Below are 16,961 nucleotides of genomic sequence, written 5' to 3'. Positions count from 1 at the left end.
TTATAGTCAGTTATAACAATAGGTAAAAGTTAGGAATAACAATGAATGAGACAACCCAAACCTATGGCGTATACCAATTTGGTAACGCAGATGCTTTAACCAATATTTCACAGACTCTATCACATCTTGATGCGGAAGATGTTCGAATTAAGGTGATCAGCAGCAGTGTTAATCCAATTGACGTAAAAACGCGGATGGGATTAGGCTTTGTGGCTAAAAATAAAGCATCTGAGGCGTTCATGGCTTTAGGGTATGATGTATTTGGTGTGGTTGAGAACGTTGGTAAAAATGTCTCTGACGTTCAGGTTGGCCAACACATTATTGCTATGGCAGGGTTTGCTCATTCGCCTGGGTGTTATTCGACTCATGTTCATGCCAATCAAAGTGAGTTAATTGTTGTTGGTGCGCAAGAAAACCCACGGATTGCCGGTCTATGTTTGGCAGGTTTGACTGCGTGGCAGGCATTACAGAAACTTATGCATCATAAAGACAAGCCATTGTTTATTAATGCGTCAACGGGTGGCGTAGGACACTTAGCGATTCAAATTGCGAAAATGCTAGACTTTGATGTTGTGGCGCTGAGCGCTCGAGCTTCTCATCAGTTATTACAGGCGCTTTATGTACGTGTTATGAGTTACGACACGTTTTATGACAGTGCGCAGCATAACTGCTCCTTGCTCGATTTAGTCGGCGGCGAATGTGGTTTGCAATTACTAGAGCATATAAAGAAGGGCAATTCAGTTGTAACGGTACCTACTTTGTCAAAGGATGTGATGTGCACTAAAGCAGAGAGTCTTGGTATTAACGCAAGTGGTCTTGTTGTTAGCGCTAATAGAGCGGACTTAAAAGCGCTATATAGTGCATATCAAACAGGAGAGATTCGAGTGCATGAAGATAAAACATTTTGCTTAGACGATATATCTGGGGCCCATAGTTATATGGAGCAAGGTAACTATTGCGGAAAAATTATAATTACCGCTTGAGTATTTACACAATTGACCCCATTGAGATGACATTGCCCGTATTGGCTTGAGGATACTTTTTTGATTACTACAGAACTTAAAACACGATTAGACACTTTATCTCAGCCTAAGCATAAGCATGCAATTAAAGGCATAAAACGAGGCATTGAGCGCGAGGCGCTAAGAATTAAAGCAAGTGGCAAAATAGCTCAAACTTCGCATCCAGAGGGAGCGGGTCACCCGCTAACGCATAATAGTATTACGACAGATTTCTCTGAATCATTACTCGAGTTTATTACACCTGCTGGCGAAAATGCAGAAGAGACGTTGGCACAACTTTGCGACTTGCAAAAGTTCACCTTAGAGCATATGGGCGATGAACTGTTGTGGCCGATGAGTATGCCGTGTTTTATTAACGATGAAAGTGACATAGCCTTGGCGCAATTCGGCAACTCTAATATTGGCCGTATGAAAACATTGTATCGCGAAGGGTTAAAAAATCGCTACGGTAGTGTGATGCAAGCCATTGCTGGTGTGCATTTTAATATGTCGTTTCCAGACTCATTATGGCAAAGCTTACAAGAGCTCCATGATGACAAGCAGCCCAAACAAGCATTTATTTCGGAACAGTACCTTGGTTTGATCCGCAACTTTAAGCGAGAAATGTGGCTTGTGAGCTATTTATTTGGTGCATCGCCTTCTTTGTGTCGCTCTTTCTTACAAGGTAATGACAGTGCTTTACCATTTGAAAAAATTGGTAAAGGTACGTTATATCTTGAACATGGCACGGCATTGCGCCTTGGCGATCTGGGTTATACGAACAGTGCCCAATCGTCATTGAAAGTGACGTATAACAATTTAGATGAGTATATTGCGGGTTTGCGTTCAGCAATTCATTGTCACTCAGACTTATACGGTGAGTTAACTGATTACAAAAGTGATAACCCAAAACAGTTAAATAAAAATATTTTGCAAATAGAGAATGAATTTTACTCACCTGTTAGGCCAAAGCGCAACAGCAAAAGTGGTGAAACACCTTCTCAAGCATTAGCGAAAGGTGGAATTGAGTACATTGAGATCAGAGCGCTTGATGTTAACCCTTTTGCTGATACCGGTATTGATATTGAGCAGATCCGATTTTTAGATGTATTTTTGACGTATTGCTTATTGAAATCATCACCAGAAATGGATTGGGATGAACAGCAACTAACGCAGGTCAATTTACAAAATGTGGTGAATCAAGGTAGAAATCCAGATTTGGCGTTAAAACAAGCATCGCACACAGTGAACATTACTAAATGGGCGACGCAAATATTTACGGATCTTGCGGCGGTTGCAAAGTACATGGACAGCGCGTGCGACACGTTAGATTACTCTAATACAATTGCAAAGTTGAGTGCTTGGGTGACAGATAGTTCGCTTACGTATTCAGGTAGATTAATTGGGTTATTGAAAAGCGAACAGCAAGATGCTGGTGTGATGGCGCTGTCGCTTGCACACACATATAAAGCAGCGTCAAAGCAGCAGTCGTATAGTGTTTATAACGAACAAATGCTGCTCAATGAGGCCGCTAAATCTAAAGAAAAAGAGCAAGCAGTCAGCAACGATGACCGGTTGTCTTTTAGCGCTTTTTTAGATGATTATTTTGCTAAAGCGTAGGCAAAAAAAAGCGTAGCTCAAAAGGCTACGCAAATATAAATCAGGGATGAAACAATGCTAAACTACTGCATTCACAAGGTATGACTCAGCCCTTTCAAAAAAGTTCCAAATTAAAATAAATTTATTCATTTTTCGCATAGCCTAGTATTTATTATCAGCAATTATTGTGAAATCAGCTTTAATGTGTTTTCTCTTCCATAGTTTTACTATGAGATAAACCACAACCGCCAGAGTAATTGAGCTTGGCGGATACTTTTCCAGGTTCAACTTTGTATTTAACTCGCTGAACGCTAGAAAAATGACTGACTTTGCCATAGCGGTTATTGCCGTCGAAATTATAAAGGGTGTATTCTGACTAAACGGGTTCATAATCGTCTCTAATATCTGGCACAGTCACTCGGTATGCAGCGTTACCAGATATAGCAATGCGCTCCTGCAGTGCTCGCCAAGTTCTATTTTCCGGCAAGCTAATAGATGCGGTTTGTATGATAATACCATTAGAGTGTGTTGACTGGTTGCCGTAGTTACCAAGGCCGCCAATCGCCACTAACTTGTCTCTTAACTGGGGGTTTTTGAGTACCGCATTGTGTTGCCACTAACCTTGGACTGTCCTGCCATTGGTCGTGATAGAACCTCCGTTTTCAGCATCTATAATCGCGTCATATCGTTCATTACTTTAATAAGTATTGCCGATAGATAAATCGTTCAAAACGACTCCATATTACCCATTTGCCGTTGATCCCTTTATTAGAACCTGTGATATCAAGTTGTGTGTAATGAGAGCGATATGAGACTAAGGGTATATCAATGGCGACGCCTTGCGGTTGCGAATTGGTTTGCTACAAGGTTCGGTTATGTGATTCAACACTATAAGCCCCGTGATTAAACTGATATTAGAAGAGGTTACTCGTTTTGAGTGCTCTCTTTTTTCGCCAGTCACTTTAATTTTTGCGGATATGAATCTCTTACATGGTGAAATCGAGGGTGCTTTCAATATTGAATGTACCAGCAGGAATATACACACTTTTATTGTTTTGTATTGCAAAGTTAGTGGCCGATTGTATTGCATGACTATCGTCAATGATATCATTTGCAATAGCACTAAAAGGCGCGTCAGTAATCGATATCGTGCTGGTATCAACGGCGAGTGCATTAAGCGAGGTGATACCTAATGCAAATAAGACTATGCTTTTTTTCATCTCTATTCCTTTAATGTAATACGATGTATTTTTCAAGCGTATTTTGCCTGCTTTTTCAGGTACAATCAATTTATAGGCCCAGAACTATTGACTAGAGAAAAGGGTATTGATTGTGTTTGATGTAGTGTATTTTATGTAGATAAATGATGCTGAATTTAATATTGGAAGTAAGGTGAAGGGAAACGTAGCAGCAAAAAAAACGCAGCTATAGAAGCTGCGTAAATTGAAATTCAGGGATGAAACAATGCTAAATAACTGCATTCATAAGTTATGACTCACCAGAATTGCAAAAGTTCAATAGGTTTAAAAAAAGATGACAAAAAAACGATTATTTATACCTTTGCTGTTTATATTGGGTGGGTGCGCAACGGCACCACCAAAACAACCTGATGATTTATGTAAGATTTTTCAGGAAAAAGAAGATTGGTATTATGATGCCAGAGACGCACAAGAAAAGTGGGGTGCCCCAAAGCATGTGTTGATGGCAATGATGTATCAGGAAAGCTCATTTAAACATGATGCGGCTCCGCCAATGGAATACTTTTTATGGATCATTCCAACAGGTAGGGCGAGCTCTGCATATGGTTACTCGCAAGCTAAAACAATGACCTGGGCAGATTATATTCGTGAGTCAGGTAACTCAGGTGCAGACCGAGATGATTTCGAAGATGCCATAGATTTTATGGCATGGTTTGTTTATAAAACCCATAAAGTAAATGGTATTTCTAAGTGGGATGCTTACGCACAATATTTAAATTATCACGATGGTTGGGGCGGCTACAAGCGCGGTACTTATCGTAAGAAAAAATGGTTGATGGCAGTGGCGAATAAAGTGAAACACCGTGCGAGTCGCTATGGCGCACAACTGAAACGCTGTGAAGCAGATTTAGATAAGAACTGGTTTGAGCGTTTATTCTTTTAAAAACAGCTTATAAAAACGTAATGTTAAAGCACCAAATTGATGGTTTGGTGCTTTATTTTTGTATGCTTATTTTGTTGCTGTTCGTTGTTGTGGAAATACTTTGACTTGCTTAATCATGTTTTCTTTAATTTCAATAATTTCAATTGGGTAGCCTGCAATACGCATTCCGAGCTGTGTTTGCGGAATATCTTCTAAATACTCTACAATTAAGCCGCTGAGTGTTTTTGGTCCTTCAGTTGGCAACTCCCAAGTCATTTCTTTATTGATATCGCGAATATTAGCGGCACCATCAACCAGTACTGAACCGTCGCTTTGTACGTCTACTTCGTCACTTGTCGCGCGTGTCTGCGTGGTTGTAAAGTCACCAACAACTTCTTCAAGAATATCCTCGAGTGTGACCAACCCTTGAATATCACCATACTCATCAACAACTAAGCCAATTCGCTCTTTGCTTTGTTGAAATTTAAGTAACTGCGTATTTAATGAGGTATTCTCAGGAATATAGTAAATTTCTCTAACGGCACGCAACAATGAAGGCTTATCGAATTGCTCTTTAGTAAGTAGCCTCAGCGCATCTCTGGAGTGAATAAAGCCGACAGCATCGTCGATTTGGTCACGATAAAGCAATACACGGGTGTGTTGTGCATTGGTGAGTTGCTTAGAGATGTCTTTCCAATCGTCATTTATGTCTATTGCGTTAATTTCATTGCGCGGGATCATTATATCCTCAACGGTAACTTGCTCTAAATCAAGAATGGATGTGAGCATATTTTGGTGATTTGAAGGCAGCAACGCACTTGACTCATTCACCACAGTTTTAAGCTCTTCTTTACTTAGGCTATGCTCTTCTATTTGCTGATTTGAGATGCCAAAAATACGCAACATCCCATTGGTTATCCAATTTACCGCGATAACAAAAGGGAAAAGAACTTTAAGTAAACCCTTAAGAATTATTGAACTGGGAAAAGCGACCTTTTCTGGGTAAAGTGCGGCCAATGTTTTTGGCGTTACTTCAGCAAAAATGAGCACCACGAGTGTTAATACAAATGTGGCAATGGCAATACCCATATCACCATATAGGCGAATGCCGATTATTGTGGCAACTTGCGCAGCCGCAATATTAACGAGGTTATTACCGATAAGGATCAGGCCGATGAGCCTATCAGGTCGACGTAGTAACTTACTAACACGTTTCGCTGCTTTGTGATTTTGTTTTTCGAGGTGGCGTAACCGAATACGGTTAATTGACATGATCCCTGTTTCAGAGCTTGAAAAGTAGCCCGAGATCAAAATAAGCAAACCCAATATTATAAATAGGGTGCTTGTAGATATGTCGTCCAACAGAGGAGTCCTTTTTTTCTTACGAAAGCGTATTAAGCGTTAGCTTGGATTGTTAGTCAAGTTAAAACTTACCAAGTATCACTTCTTGAATGAATCTACTGCCGAAATAGGCAAGAGTAACCAGTCCTGAAGCGCTAATAATAGTGAATACGATGGGTTTCCCGCGCCAACCCAAATAGTGATGACCAATTGTAACGGCTGTAAATATCGCCCATGAGAGCAGTGACAATACAGTTTTATGTATAAATTCCTTTGCAAACATTCCTTCAAGAAATATAAAACCAGACAATAAAGCCAAAGTAAGTAGTGCAGTGCCAACTGTAAGTAATTGATATAATTGACGCTCAACCTGCATAAGAGGCGGCAAGTGACTATGCATGATAGCTAAGTCTTTTTGTTTTAAACGTTTATCAATAAAGAAGAACTGAATGGCGTATAAAGTAGCAATAATCAGCACACAATACGCTAATAACGATAAAGAGATATGTGTGACAAGTCCAATATCGACATTAATTGATTGCATAACAATATGATGAGGTATAAACAAACTCGCTGTTAATAGTAGCGCAGCAAACCCGTAGACAACAGGCAGCAGCAAGGTTGCCGGGAACTTAAGCGACACAGTGGTAACACTAACAACGATGACCCAGCATGTCAGTAATGCGACGTTGACGGTGCTTAAATCTTGCCCTTCAATGGTAAACACAGAATTCACTAAAACAAGCATATGTGTCAGTATCGCGAGCGTACTGAGTATGATTGTCAATTTATGGCTAGGCCCTTCTTTATGAAAGAGGCGAGATAGCACATGCCCGGTGGCAAGCACATAAAAAACGCTGGCAATAAGAGACAAGCTAACAATCAACATATGATTAAGGCCTAATAATTAATTTCCTTTGATAGGCTATTGTATTTTAAGCCTAGCCGCTTGCATAGAGTTTCTAAAAAGAATCTTTGTCTGCACTTGAATACTGTATTAGTTAAGTGCATATCAGTATAATGCACAGCAATTACGATATATTGGAACCTATACATGTTTGAAAACCTCCAAGAACGCTTAGGTAAAACGTTAAAGAATATCAGTGGCAGAGGCCGCCTTACTGAAGAAAATATAAAAGATACGCTACGAGAAGTGCGTATGGCATTGCTTGAAGCCGATGTTGCTCTGCCCGTTGTTAGAGAGTTTGTTAAACAAGTAAAAGAACGAGCGGTGGGCGTTGAGGTCACAAAAAGCTTAAGCCCAGGCCAAGTCTTTATCAAAATTGTGCGTGAAGAGCTTGAAAGCGCGATGGGTGAAGCAAATGAAGAGCTTAATTTAGCGGCTCAGCCTCCAGCTGTGGTAATGATGGCTGGTTTGCAAGGTGCGGGTAAAACAACCAGTGTTGCTAAACTTGCTAAATTCTTAAAAGAACGTAAAAAGAAATCAGTATTAGTGGTGAGTGCGGATGTATATCGCCCAGCCGCGATAAAACAGCTAGAGACACTGGCAACTGAAGTGGATGTTGAGTTTTTCCCCAGTGATATTTCGCAAAAGCCAGTAGATATTGCAAACAATGCGATAAGCCATGCGAAGAAGAAGTTTATAGATGTTGTGTTAGTTGATACAGCAGGTCGTTTGCATGTTGATACCGACATGATGGATGAAATTAAAGACCTTCATAATGCAATTACACCAGTAGAAACTTTATTTGTTGTCGATGCGATGACAGGTCAAGATGCGGCAAATACTGCGAAAGCCTTTGGTGAGGCATTACCGCTTACAGGTGTTATTCTGACAAAAACCGACGGTGATGCCCGAGGTGGTGCTGCATTATCTATCCGTCATATTACGGGTAAACCTATTAAGTTTATGGGTGTAGGGGAGAAAACGGATGCACTAGAGCCGTTCCACCCTGACCGTATTGCATCTCGTATTTTGGGGATGGGTGATGTTTTATCACTTATCGAAGAAGTCGAGATGAAAGTCGATAAAGATAAAGCTGCAAAAGTGGCTGAGAAAGTATTTAAAGGCGATGGCTTTACACTGGAAGACTTTGCAGAGCAGCTAAAGCAAATGAAAAACATGGGCGGCATGATGTCGATGTTAGAGAAACTGCCTGGTATGAATAATTTACCAGATGCTGTTAAAGGGCAGGTAGGGGACAAAACGTTCTTACAAATGGAGGCAATTATTAGCTCTATGACGCCTAAAGAGCGAGCTCGTCCAGATATTATTAAAGGTTCGCGCAAAAAACGTATAGCTGCAGGTTCAGGCACGCAAGTGCAAGACATTAATAAATTGCTTAAGCAGTTTACCCAAATGCAAAAAATGATGAAAAAAATGAAGGGTAAAGGTGGCATGATGAAAATGATGCGCAACATGAAAGGGATGATGCCGCCGGGAATGATGGGCGGTGGTGGTCCTAAGTTCTAGAGCAAAATATCGCTATTTCTTTGATGAAAATAAAAAAGAGGCAACAGCCTCTTTTTTATTGATTACAAAAGCAGCACCATGTTATGGTTGTTTTTTATCCCCCAGATCAGCATTTAATCTACCTAAGTGTCATTTATCCGCACTTCTTACTTGCATTGTGGCTAAAAACTCGTACAATTCCCCAGCTTCCTATTGTGGGAAGTAAATCTTATTAATGAAAACAGTCAATCTATTCAGAGGACGGTATGGTAACTATTCGTTTGCAACGTGGTGGCGCTAAAAAGCGTCCTTTCTATCAAATTGTGGTTGCGGATAGCCGTTTCTCGCGTGACGGTCGTTTCATCGAGAAAGTAGGTTTCTTTAACCCTATTGCTCAAGGTCAAGAAGAGAAAGTTCGTTTAGACTTAGCCCGTGTTGAACACTGGGTTGGTCAGGGCGCATCTCTAACAGATCGCGTAGCTAAGTTAGTTAAAGACGCTCGTAAAGCGGCTTAATAGGCGTAAGTGTAACCATGAGTCAAGAAAACACCACGATTATTGTAGTAGGTAAGCTTGGTGCTCCTTACGGAATTAAGGGCTGGCTTAAGGTACATTCATTTACTGATGATCCCCAAGGGATCTTCGATTTCAGCCCATGGTTAATAGGGCAACAAGGTAAATGGCAAACTCTTGAAGTGAGCGACTGGCGTCGTCACAACAAGGGCTTTATCGCCAAGTTTGCGCAAGTAAACGACCGAGACGAAGCAATGGCGTATACCAATGCTGAAATCTCAGTTGATTCAGCGCAATTGCCGGAACTTCCTTCTGGGGAGTTTTATTGGCGAGATCTCATTGGCATGTCGGTTGTAACTGATAAAGGTTATGATTTAGGCACTGTTGATGACTTGATGGAGACAGGCTCAAATGACGTTTTGGTTGTGAAAGCAAACAAAAAAGATGCATTTGGTCAATCGGAGCGTTTAATTCCTTTTCTAACTGATTCAGTTATTAAAGAAGTCAAACATGAAGAGAAAAAAATTACTGTTGATTGGGATCCAGGCTTTTAAATGAGTCAGCAAAATCCACTATGGGTAGGAGTGATTTCACTTTTTCCAGAAATGTTTGATGCGATAACCCAACAAGGCGTTACAGGACGTGCAGTTAAAAACGGTTTAATCGATTTTAACTGTTGGAATCCACGAGATTATGCAACAGATAAGCATAGAACCGTAGATGATAGACCTTATGGTGGCGGCCCTGGTATGTTGATGATGGTTCAACCATTACAACAGGCTATTTTAGCTGCAAAATCTGCGGCTGGAGAAGGCGCTAAAGTAATTTATATGTCCCCTCAAGGGCGAAAACTAGATCAACAAGGTGCTGCTCAGTTAGCGGCATCTGAAAAATTGATTTTAGTAGCTGGTCGGTATGAAGGTATAGATGAACGGATCATTGAATCTCTTGTAGATGAAGAATGGTCTATTGGTGATTTTATTCTCAGCGGTGGTGAACTACCCGCCATGACACTTATTGACGCAGTCGCGCGATTAGTGCCTGGTGTATTAGGGCACAACCAGTCAGCTGAGCAAGACTCCTTTTCGGATGGCTTGTTAGATTGCCCTCACTATACTCGGCCAGAAACATTGGACGACAAACAGGTGCCTGCTGTATTGCTCAGTGGAAACCACCAGGCAATTGCGAAATGGCGCTTAAAGCAGTCATTAGGAAGAACCTGGCTACGACGTCCAGACTTGTTGCGTAACCTAGCTCTGACTGAGGAGCAAGCGGCACTACTCGCTGAATTTCAGCATGAGTACCAAGAAGCTTGTGGCTAGAAGACAGTTACACCTAGGAATGTGAGAAATATAATGGCAAAAGTAAACCAAAATATTATTAAAGCGCTTGAAGAAGAGCAGCTTAAAAAAGACGTACCAGTATTCGGTGCTGGTGATACAGTAGTTGTACAGGTACGTGTAAAAGAAGGTAACAAAGAGCGTCTACAGGCTTTTGAAGGTGTTGTAATCGCTAAGCGTAATCGCGGTCTACATTCAGCTTTCACTGTTCGTAAGATTTCGAACGGTGAAGGTGTTGAGCGTGTATTCCAAACGCACAGCCCTCTTATCGATAGCGTTACAGTTAAGCGTCGCGGTGCAGTTCGTCGTGCTAAGCTTTACTACCTACGTGAGCGTTCAGGTAAATCAGCACGTATTAAAGAAAAACTTAATTAATACGGGCGTTTATCACGCTGAAAAAACAGGCCACTCTTTGAGTGGCCTGTTTTGTTTTGTGCGTTATATTTTTATGACTGCTTATTTTATGTCTTTTCTCAAGACTTTGTTCCTGATAGACTGGCTGTATTATATATTTTACACTGTAATTTTAAGTTTACACTTATGGATAATGGAATTGATTTACATACATTGAGAGAAGGCATTGATGCCTGTGATACTGAATTAGTGGCATTATTAGCGAAGCGTCGCGCATTGACAGAGCAGGTAGGCATTGTTAAACAACAGACAGGTGCACCTTTACATGCACCAGAACGAGAAGCAGAATTGATCTCTGCAAGGCGACAGCAAGCACAAGAAAGTGGTGTTAATCCTGACTTAATCGAAGATATACTCAGGCGAATGATGCGCGAAGCGTATGAGAATCAACAAAGTAAGCTCGCATGTGCTGCACCTGACCTATCACCCATTGTTATTGTCGGTGGTGAAGGGGCTATGGGGCAACTATTTGCGAAACAGTTTCGCCGTTCTGGCTATGAGGTCCGCATTCTCGATAGACCTCAGCAAGACAACATATCTGAAGTGCTTGAAGGGGCTAAACTGGTATTAATTAGTGTCCCGATTAACGCGCTTGAAGAAGTTGTTGCCGGATTACCCCCATTGGCAGATGATTGCGTATTAGCTGATATAACGTCTATTAAACAAGGCCCGTTGAAGTGTTTGATGAACAAACATAAGGGTCCCGTTGTTGGGCTGCATCCAATGTTTGGCCCTGATATTTCTCATTGGGTAAAACAGACCGTTGTTGTATGTGATGGCCGAGCGTCAGAGGCTTATGCTGGGTTTTTAAAGCAGTTGGGTGTTTGGGGTTGTCAGTTGGTCAATATTGATGCAAAGAAACATGATCAAGCGATGCAAATAATCCAAGTTATGCGTCACTTAACAACGTTTGTTTATGGTCGGTTTTTAGCAAAACAGTGTCATACTTTGGAAGAGCTAAGAAGCTGTTCTTCCCCAATATATCAACTTGAACTCATGATGGTTGGGCGGTTATTCGCTCAATCTCCTGAGCTTTACTCAGATATTATGCTCGCCCAATACAACGATGTAGAAGGGCTATTAGCGAGTTATCAAGACACTTTTGCCGGAACGTTGGATATGTTGAAAAAAGGCGATAAAGCGGCGCTGATAGATGCATTTGCTGACGCCAAACAGTACTTTTCCAGTTGTGTAACTCAGTTTTTATCGCAAAGTCGTGGCCTATTAAATAAAGCCAACGATTCAAAAGTATTAGATTGACAAATCGAGTTAAAAATAGCGGATTGTCCGCTATTTTTAACCGATAAAATTAAAGGACGTCTACAGCCTGTAAAGATTCACTTTGATAGCACCCTAAAATACGAATAAATTGAGTACACTCTTTGAGTTGTTCTAGTGCTTTTTGCACTTTAGGCTCAGCAGTATTTGCAAGCAAGTCCACATAAAAGACTTCTTCCCAAGGATTACCAGGAACCGGCCTGGATTCTAGTTTGACCATATTAATATTGTGAAGCTTAAAAATCATTAGTGCGTCAGCCAATGAACCAACTTGCTGCTTTGTCGCCATTATTAAGCTGATTTTTGTTGGGAGTTGCGTTGAAACTTGCAGTGATTGACGAGCTACAACAATGAAACGACTGTGGTTTTCAGCCTGGTTGGCTAAGGCGGTTTTTACAACTTCGAGGCCAACATTTTTACCGGCTTGAGCAGAAGCAATTGCCGCACTGTTTGGGGTTTCTAACGCGCATTGTATTGCGCTGGAAGTTGAGTCACAAGTTTCTTGTTGTAGCTCACCTAAACTTTGAAGGAAGCGGCTGCATTGTGCAAATGGTTGGTGATGTGCAAAGATTTTAGTGATATCTTTTAATTCTGTCCCAAGGTTACTTAACAAGCAATGTTCAACGGTTTGCGTAACTTCACCAACAATGGAGACTTGCGCATGTTGAAGTAAATCGAAAACTTCATTTATACTCCCTGAACTGGTATTTTCGATTGGAAGTAAGCCATAGTCAGCTTTACCTTGTTCAACTTGCTCCGTTATTTTATCGAACGTAGAGCAGCCCATTTCTACAATTTTACCCGGCCGACGGCTAAAGTATTTGTGACAGGCTAATTGACTATAAGACCCTTGACCGCCTAAATATGCGACTCGATGTGTATCGCCAAGCACTTCTGGATTTAGGCTTTTTTGTAATAAAGCCTGCTGGTTTAAAACAGAATCTTCAAGGATGGTTTGAAAAACACTGTTGACATAAAAGGCGTCTAATCCCAGTGATTTGCCATAGCTAATTAGTTTTTCTAACAGTGCTTGCTCTCGCTCTTCATCTCGAATAGGTTTGCTGTTCGCAATTTTATATTCTAATACACTGTGGCTAATACGACGGCGTTTTGCTAGCAGCACCATTAAGTCAGCATCTATTTCATTGATGTCGTGACGAAGTGCGTTTAATATGTTTTCAGTCATAGGTCCTCATTCCCAATGGCAAAAAAAAGCCTCCCATTTGGGAGGCTTAGCTATTTGATTTACTCACAAACAGTTCAGCCTCTTCACCTAAAGAAGCTAAAAAAGAAATATGTAATGTGCGTAATTATGATTTTCATAGTCTTGTTCGAACAATCGAATAACTTAAATTACATACATTATTACCACACTTTAAATTAGTTCGACAAGTTATTATTTTGTGTAATTAGAGTTATGGCACATAATTGTTTCAGTGGGGGGTGATACGCGCGTGACTTAAGCAACAAGGATCTGTTATATTAATTCGAATCTTTATAGAAAAATTACAATTATGATAAGGGTTTAACCGTGGTCAATCGTAGGCCCCCTTCGAGATTTGGAGCCAACTCCTTAAGTGTTAAACTGTCGATGTTGATTTCGGCGGTGTGTTTGGTTGCGGGGATCTTCGCAGCGGCACTCATGCTGAAATCAGAAGAGAGACAGTTAATTTATGAAGAATACGCCGAGTTAAAGCGAGTTAGTGGTCAGGCGGTTACTCAATTTAGCCAGTATCTTGAATTAAAAACCAGTTTGGCGGAACAAGCAAATGCAGTTGTGGCCAAGCAGCTATTCACAGGGGAAAATTTAACATTAACACCAGCAAAGTTGAATGTTGTTGATCTTGATGGTGCATTTAGAAGCACTGCAAAAAATGGGTTATCTGCGGCGTATTTATCGTCAAGTGAGTTAAGCACAAAAGACAAGTCCTTGTTTTCCCAGTCAGAATCATTATGGAATATCATTGCACCACCATTATTACAAGATTTTTTCAATTTTTATTTAGTAACACAGCGAAATTTTGTCCGTATAGCGCCTCCCAATATTTTATTAAATAGCAAACCAAAACAAGCGTTATTTAGCACGCATACATTGCCTCTGTTGAGAGAAGAGTTAAACCCTACGAGGGAAGCGATTTGGTCTCGGGTTCATTTTGACGATGTTTGGAATAAATGGGTTATCAGTATTCTGGTCCCTCTTTATCACAATGATCGCTATTTAGGTTTTACAGGAACAGATCTTGAGTTAGATACACTGTTGTCGCATTTACCAGCCCCAGATACGAGGCAAGGATTTATAATATTTGACCAACAAGGCAAGATTATTGCGGCGCCAAACTTTGGCAAACAAAACCAAGGCGCTAAATTGACAAATGAAGACGCATTGTCAATTCCAGCGTTAAGCAATGTGATTGAGTCAGCTTTGTTGGTTAAGCTGCCTGAGTTTCAAGATGAATTTATTCATGAGAATGAAGATCATATTATTAATATTAAACAATTAAAGCAACTGGATTGGTATATAGGCGTATATAAGAAAAGGGATTCAGCGTTATCGGCGCTGGAAGAATTGAAAGTTAAATTTTTTGGCTTATTTTTGCTGTATGCATTATTTGTCGCACTGTTGCTGCATCAAGTGTTATATCAATTAGTATTGGGTCGCATCAATGTGTTAGTTAATGCGGTTGTGGGCTTTGGTCGAGGCCAATGGGATATGCCGTCAATGCCCAGTAGTAAAGATGAGATTGGTCAGTTAAATGCGTCTTTTAACGATATGAGCACAGAGATAAAAAAATTAGTTAGCGGCTTGAATCAACGTATTACGGAAAAAGAAATAGCAGAAAAAGCCGCAAATAGATTGTCAAAGGCGGTTTCATTTTCTGGTACTGCTGTGGTTATTACGAATGAACATTTTCAAGTGGAATATGTAAATCCTAAGATGTTGGAAATGACAGGCTTTGAAGAAGGTCACTTTTTAGGAAAGTCATTACTGAATATAATCTCAAAAGATATGGCAATATTGGTTGATGATATCGATATTGACCTGCGCAGTCGTAATTACTGGCGTGGTGATACCATGCTTGAAGGGGCTGGACCTAAACCTATTTGGGTGAGTCTAAGTATTTCTCCAATCAGAGAAGATGGAGGGCAAATCTCTAGTTATGTGGCATCTGCGCAAGATATTTCTTTTGTAAAAGAAAGTCAGAGAAAAATGGAAGAGCTCGCATACTTTGATACATTGACAGGGCTTGCCAATAGAACCTTCTTTAGAATGCAGCTCCGAAAATCAATGGCACTGGCTGAGCGCGGTCACTATGCATTTGCTTTGTTTTATTTTGACCTTGATGAGTTTAAGCGAATTAACGATACGTTAGGTCATGATGCCGGTGATCGGTTATTGGTTGAAGTTGCTGAACGGTTAAAACTGCGGTTAAGATCAGAAGATACTATTGCACGACTCGGTGGCGATGAGTTTGCTGTGCTACTAAGTGGTATCGAGAAACGTGAAAATGCAATGGAAGTGGCACATATTATTCAGCGTACTTTAAATCAGCCAATTAAACTCGGTAATAATGAAGTGATTGTTAGTGCCAGCATTGGCATAACAATGGCGCCTTTTGATAGTCAAGAAGAGGAGCAATTGCTTAAGCATGCTGATTTAGCGATGTATGAAGCAAAAGCCAAAGGACGAAATACCTTCCACTTTTATTCTCAGGAACTGGACGCTGCTGCGAATGAACGACTGTATATTGAAAATGAACTTAGGCAAGCTATTAAATCAAAACAGTTTTCACTATATTATCAGCCTCAAGTTGATTGCAAGACACTGAAAATTGTTGGTTATGAAGCGTTGATCCGTTGGAAACATCCTGATAAAGGCATGATCCCCCCGACGAAATTTATTCCAATTGCTGAAGCTACAGGGCTTATTGTGGAGTTGGGTGCATGGGTATTGGAAGAAGCCTGTATGTTCTCAATGCGATTGCAGCGTCAAGGGCGCTCGGGAAATATGTCAATCAACCTCTCAGCAAGGCAATTTAAAGATGCGCACTTAATAGCAGAAATCTCCGATGTTTTAGAACGAACACAAATGCCACCAAGCCTATTACATGTGGAATTGACCGAAAGTATGTTAATGGGAGATGTAGAAGCGGCAATTGCACAGTTACATCAGATGAAAGATCTGGGTATTGGGTTGTCAATTGATGATTTTGGAACAGGCTACTCTTCTCTGAGTTATTTGAAACGATTCCCAGTCGATAGCTTAAAGGTGGATAGATCGTTTGTTAAAGATATTCCGGATGACTCTAATGACATGGAAATTACGGCGGCTATTATTGCGATGGCGCAAAAGCTTAAGTTGCAGGTCGTCGCTGAAGGGGTAGAGACTAAAGAGCAAGTTGCATTCTTAAAACGTAATAATTGCTTTATTGTTCAGGGGTATTATTACAGTCCTCCTTTACCAGAACATGAAATAGAGATATTTAGATCTCAGCTACAAGATAAAGCCGGTATTTAACCACCGGCTATTTTTACTTTAAACTTAAGAGACTCAAGAATAAGTTTGAGTTTGTTCCTGTCATCGCCTTGGACTTCAATGATGTTTTCTTTTAGCGCACCACCTTGTCCCATTTTACTTTTTAAGGTCTTAGCCAATTTCTTTAAATCATGGACTTGAGGGTCAACACCAACAACCAGCATGACGCCTTTACCTTTACGGCCTTTGGTCTGCCGTTCAATTCGTATAGCACCATCTTTAAATATTTTTGCTGGTGAATCAACTTGAGGTTCATCTACTTTAATTCGACCAATGTCGGTTGAATATACTAAGCGATTTTCTGACATTTTTACCTAAACCCTATTGTATGTTATGCCTGTCTTTGCATTTTAGATATATTATTTGCTGATACCAAGCTTATTTTTATGCTTAGGAGTAAGAGAAACG

General features: G+C 40.5%; 16 protein-coding genes. 10 read left to right on the top strand and 6 right to left on the bottom strand.

Going from position 1 to position 16,961, the window contains the following annotated elements; translation table 11 throughout:
* Positions 1-41: 41 nt before the first annotated feature.
* Together J8L97_RS01315 and gshA are read left to right on the top strand one after the other, a co-directional pair.
* Positions 42-983 (top strand): NADP-dependent oxidoreductase, encoded by a 942-nt coding sequence (locus tag J8L97_RS01315; protein ID WP_211047594.1) that lies wholly within the window; start codon positions 42-44, stop codon positions 981-983.
* Positions 984-1,043: 60 nt separating this feature from the next.
* A complete protein-coding gene (gene gshA / locus J8L97_RS01310) occupies positions 1,044-2,621 on the top strand; it encodes a glutamate--cysteine ligase (RefSeq protein ID WP_211047593.1) in 1,578 nt (525 codons plus the stop codon).
* 355 nt (positions 2,622-2,976) lie between these two features.
* On the opposite strand, the gene J8L97_RS01305 is transcribed toward gshA, so the two are convergent.
* Both J8L97_RS01305 and J8L97_RS01300 read right to left on the bottom strand, forming a co-directional pair.
* Positions 2,977-3,168, bottom strand: a complete 192-nt coding sequence (locus J8L97_RS01305; protein WP_211047592.1) for a hypothetical protein — start codon at positions 3,166-3,168, stop codon at positions 2,977-2,979.
* A 418-nt stretch (positions 3,169-3,586) separates the two neighbouring features.
* Complete coding sequence (locus J8L97_RS01300) at positions 3,587-3,820, bottom strand: hypothetical protein (protein ID WP_211047591.1); 234 nt, start codon at positions 3,818-3,820, stop codon at positions 3,587-3,589.
* 313 nt (positions 3,821-4,133) lie between these two features.
* Here J8L97_RS01300 and J8L97_RS01295 point away from each other — a divergent pair, with 313 nt between their 5' ends.
* Entirely contained in the window at positions 4,134-4,742 is a 609-nt protein-coding gene (locus J8L97_RS01295) for a transglycosylase SLT domain-containing protein (protein WP_192506748.1), read from the top strand.
* Positions 4,743-4,808: 66 nt separating this feature from the next.
* Here the strand turns inward: J8L97_RS01295 and J8L97_RS01290 are convergent, their stop codons facing one another.
* Both J8L97_RS01290 and J8L97_RS01285 read right to left on the bottom strand, forming a co-directional pair.
* Positions 4,809-6,083: an HlyC/CorC family transporter gene (locus J8L97_RS01290; RefSeq protein WP_192506749.1), complete on the bottom strand. Its 1,275-nt coding sequence runs from the start codon at positions 6,081-6,083 to the stop codon at positions 4,809-4,811.
* A gap of 61 nt (positions 6,084-6,144) precedes the next feature.
* A complete protein-coding gene (locus J8L97_RS01285) occupies positions 6,145-6,951 on the bottom strand; it encodes an inner membrane protein YpjD (RefSeq protein WP_210996111.1) in 807 nt (268 codons plus the stop codon).
* A gap of 165 nt (positions 6,952-7,116) precedes the next feature.
* Here J8L97_RS01285 and ffh point away from each other — a divergent pair, with 165 nt between their 5' ends.
* From ffh to tyrA, 6 genes are all read left to right on the top strand, one after another.
* Positions 7,117-8,496 (top strand): signal recognition particle protein, encoded by a 1,380-nt coding sequence (gene ffh / locus J8L97_RS01280; protein WP_192506751.1) that lies wholly within the window; start codon positions 7,117-7,119, stop codon positions 8,494-8,496.
* Between the two features lie 245 nt (positions 8,497-8,741).
* Positions 8,742-8,990: a 30S ribosomal protein S16 gene (gene rpsP, locus J8L97_RS01275; RefSeq protein ID WP_138589647.1), complete on the top strand. Its 249-nt coding sequence runs from the start codon at positions 8,742-8,744 to the stop codon at positions 8,988-8,990.
* 17 nt (positions 8,991-9,007) lie between these two features.
* A complete protein-coding gene (gene rimM / locus J8L97_RS01270; protein ID WP_192506752.1) occupies positions 9,008-9,541 on the top strand; it encodes a ribosome maturation factor RimM in 534 nt (177 codons plus the stop codon).
* Positions 9,542-10,309, top strand: coding sequence for a tRNA (guanosine(37)-N1)-methyltransferase TrmD (gene trmD, locus J8L97_RS01265; RefSeq protein WP_211047590.1), 768 nt, complete (start codon positions 9,542-9,544; stop codon positions 10,307-10,309).
* Positions 10,310-10,342: 33 nt separating this feature from the next.
* Entirely contained in the window at positions 10,343-10,702 is a 360-nt protein-coding gene (gene rplS, locus J8L97_RS01260; RefSeq protein WP_010362248.1) for a 50S ribosomal protein L19, read from the top strand.
* A 165-nt stretch (positions 10,703-10,867) separates the two neighbouring features.
* Complete coding sequence (gene tyrA, locus J8L97_RS01255) at positions 10,868-12,001, top strand: bifunctional chorismate mutase/prephenate dehydrogenase (protein ID WP_211047589.1); 1,134 nt, start codon at positions 10,868-10,870, stop codon at positions 11,999-12,001.
* Between the two features lie 49 nt (positions 12,002-12,050).
* Here the strand turns inward: tyrA and J8L97_RS01250 are convergent, their stop codons facing one another.
* Positions 12,051-13,205: a chorismate mutase gene (locus J8L97_RS01250; protein ID WP_211047588.1), complete on the bottom strand. Its 1,155-nt coding sequence runs from the start codon at positions 13,203-13,205 to the stop codon at positions 12,051-12,053.
* A 345-nt stretch (positions 13,206-13,550) separates the two neighbouring features.
* On the opposite strand from J8L97_RS01250, the gene J8L97_RS01245 reads away from it, so the two are divergent.
* Entirely contained in the window at positions 13,551-16,535 is a 2,985-nt protein-coding gene (locus tag J8L97_RS01245; protein ID WP_211047587.1) for an EAL domain-containing protein, read from the top strand.
* Here the strand turns inward: J8L97_RS01245 and J8L97_RS01240 are convergent.
* Positions 16,532-16,861 (bottom strand): stress response translation initiation inhibitor YciH, encoded by a 330-nt coding sequence (locus J8L97_RS01240; RefSeq protein WP_192506757.1) that lies wholly within the window; start codon positions 16,859-16,861, stop codon positions 16,532-16,534. The two genes, J8L97_RS01245 and J8L97_RS01240, sit on opposite strands and share 4 nt — an antisense overlap.
* Positions 16,862-16,961: the final 100 nt, after the last annotated feature.

This window comes from Pseudoalteromonas sp. MMG012 (genome assembly GCF_018100875.1).
Classification (GTDB): Bacteria; Pseudomonadota; Gammaproteobacteria; order Enterobacterales; family Alteromonadaceae; genus Pseudoalteromonas; species Pseudoalteromonas aurantia.
The sequence above is the reverse complement of the archived record's forward strand: the minus strand, read 5'-3'. Positions and strand labels throughout refer to the sequence as shown.

Bases quoted from the DNA above. Each gene is read 5' to 3' on its own strand.
- J8L97_RS01285 (WP_210996111.1), bottom strand. From the start codon at position 6,951: ATGTTGATTGTTAGCTTGTCTCTTATTGCCAGCGTTTTTTATGTGCTT.
- trmD (WP_211047590.1), top strand. From the start codon at position 9,542: ATGAGTCAGCAAAATCCACTATGGGTAGGAGTGATTTCACTTTTTCCA.
- J8L97_RS01300 (WP_211047591.1), bottom strand. From the start codon at position 3,820: ATGAAAAAAAGCATAGTCTTATTTGCATTAGGTATCACCTCGCTTAAT.
- J8L97_RS01295 (WP_192506748.1), top strand. From the start codon at position 4,134: ATGACAAAAAAACGATTATTTATACCTTTGCTGTTTATATTGGGTGGG.
- rimM (WP_192506752.1), top strand. From the start codon at position 9,008: ATGAGTCAAGAAAACACCACGATTATTGTAGTAGGTAAGCTTGGTGCT.
- J8L97_RS01250 (WP_211047588.1), bottom strand. From the start codon at position 13,205: ATGACTGAAAACATATTAAACGCACTTCGTCACGACATCAATGAAATA.
- tyrA (WP_211047589.1), top strand. From the start codon at position 10,868: ATGGATAATGGAATTGATTTACATACATTGAGAGAAGGCATTGATGCC.
- J8L97_RS01315 (WP_211047594.1), top strand. From the start codon at position 42: ATGAATGAGACAACCCAAACCTATGGCGTATACCAATTTGGTAACGCA.
- ffh (WP_192506751.1), top strand. From the start codon at position 7,117: ATGTTTGAAAACCTCCAAGAACGCTTAGGTAAAACGTTAAAGAATATC.
- J8L97_RS01240 (WP_192506757.1), bottom strand. From the start codon at position 16,861: ATGTCAGAAAATCGCTTAGTATATTCAACCGACATTGGTCGAATTAAA.
- rplS (WP_010362248.1), top strand. From the start codon at position 10,343: ATGGCAAAAGTAAACCAAAATATTATTAAAGCGCTTGAAGAAGAGCAG.
- rpsP (WP_138589647.1), top strand. From the start codon at position 8,742: ATGGTAACTATTCGTTTGCAACGTGGTGGCGCTAAAAAGCGTCCTTTC.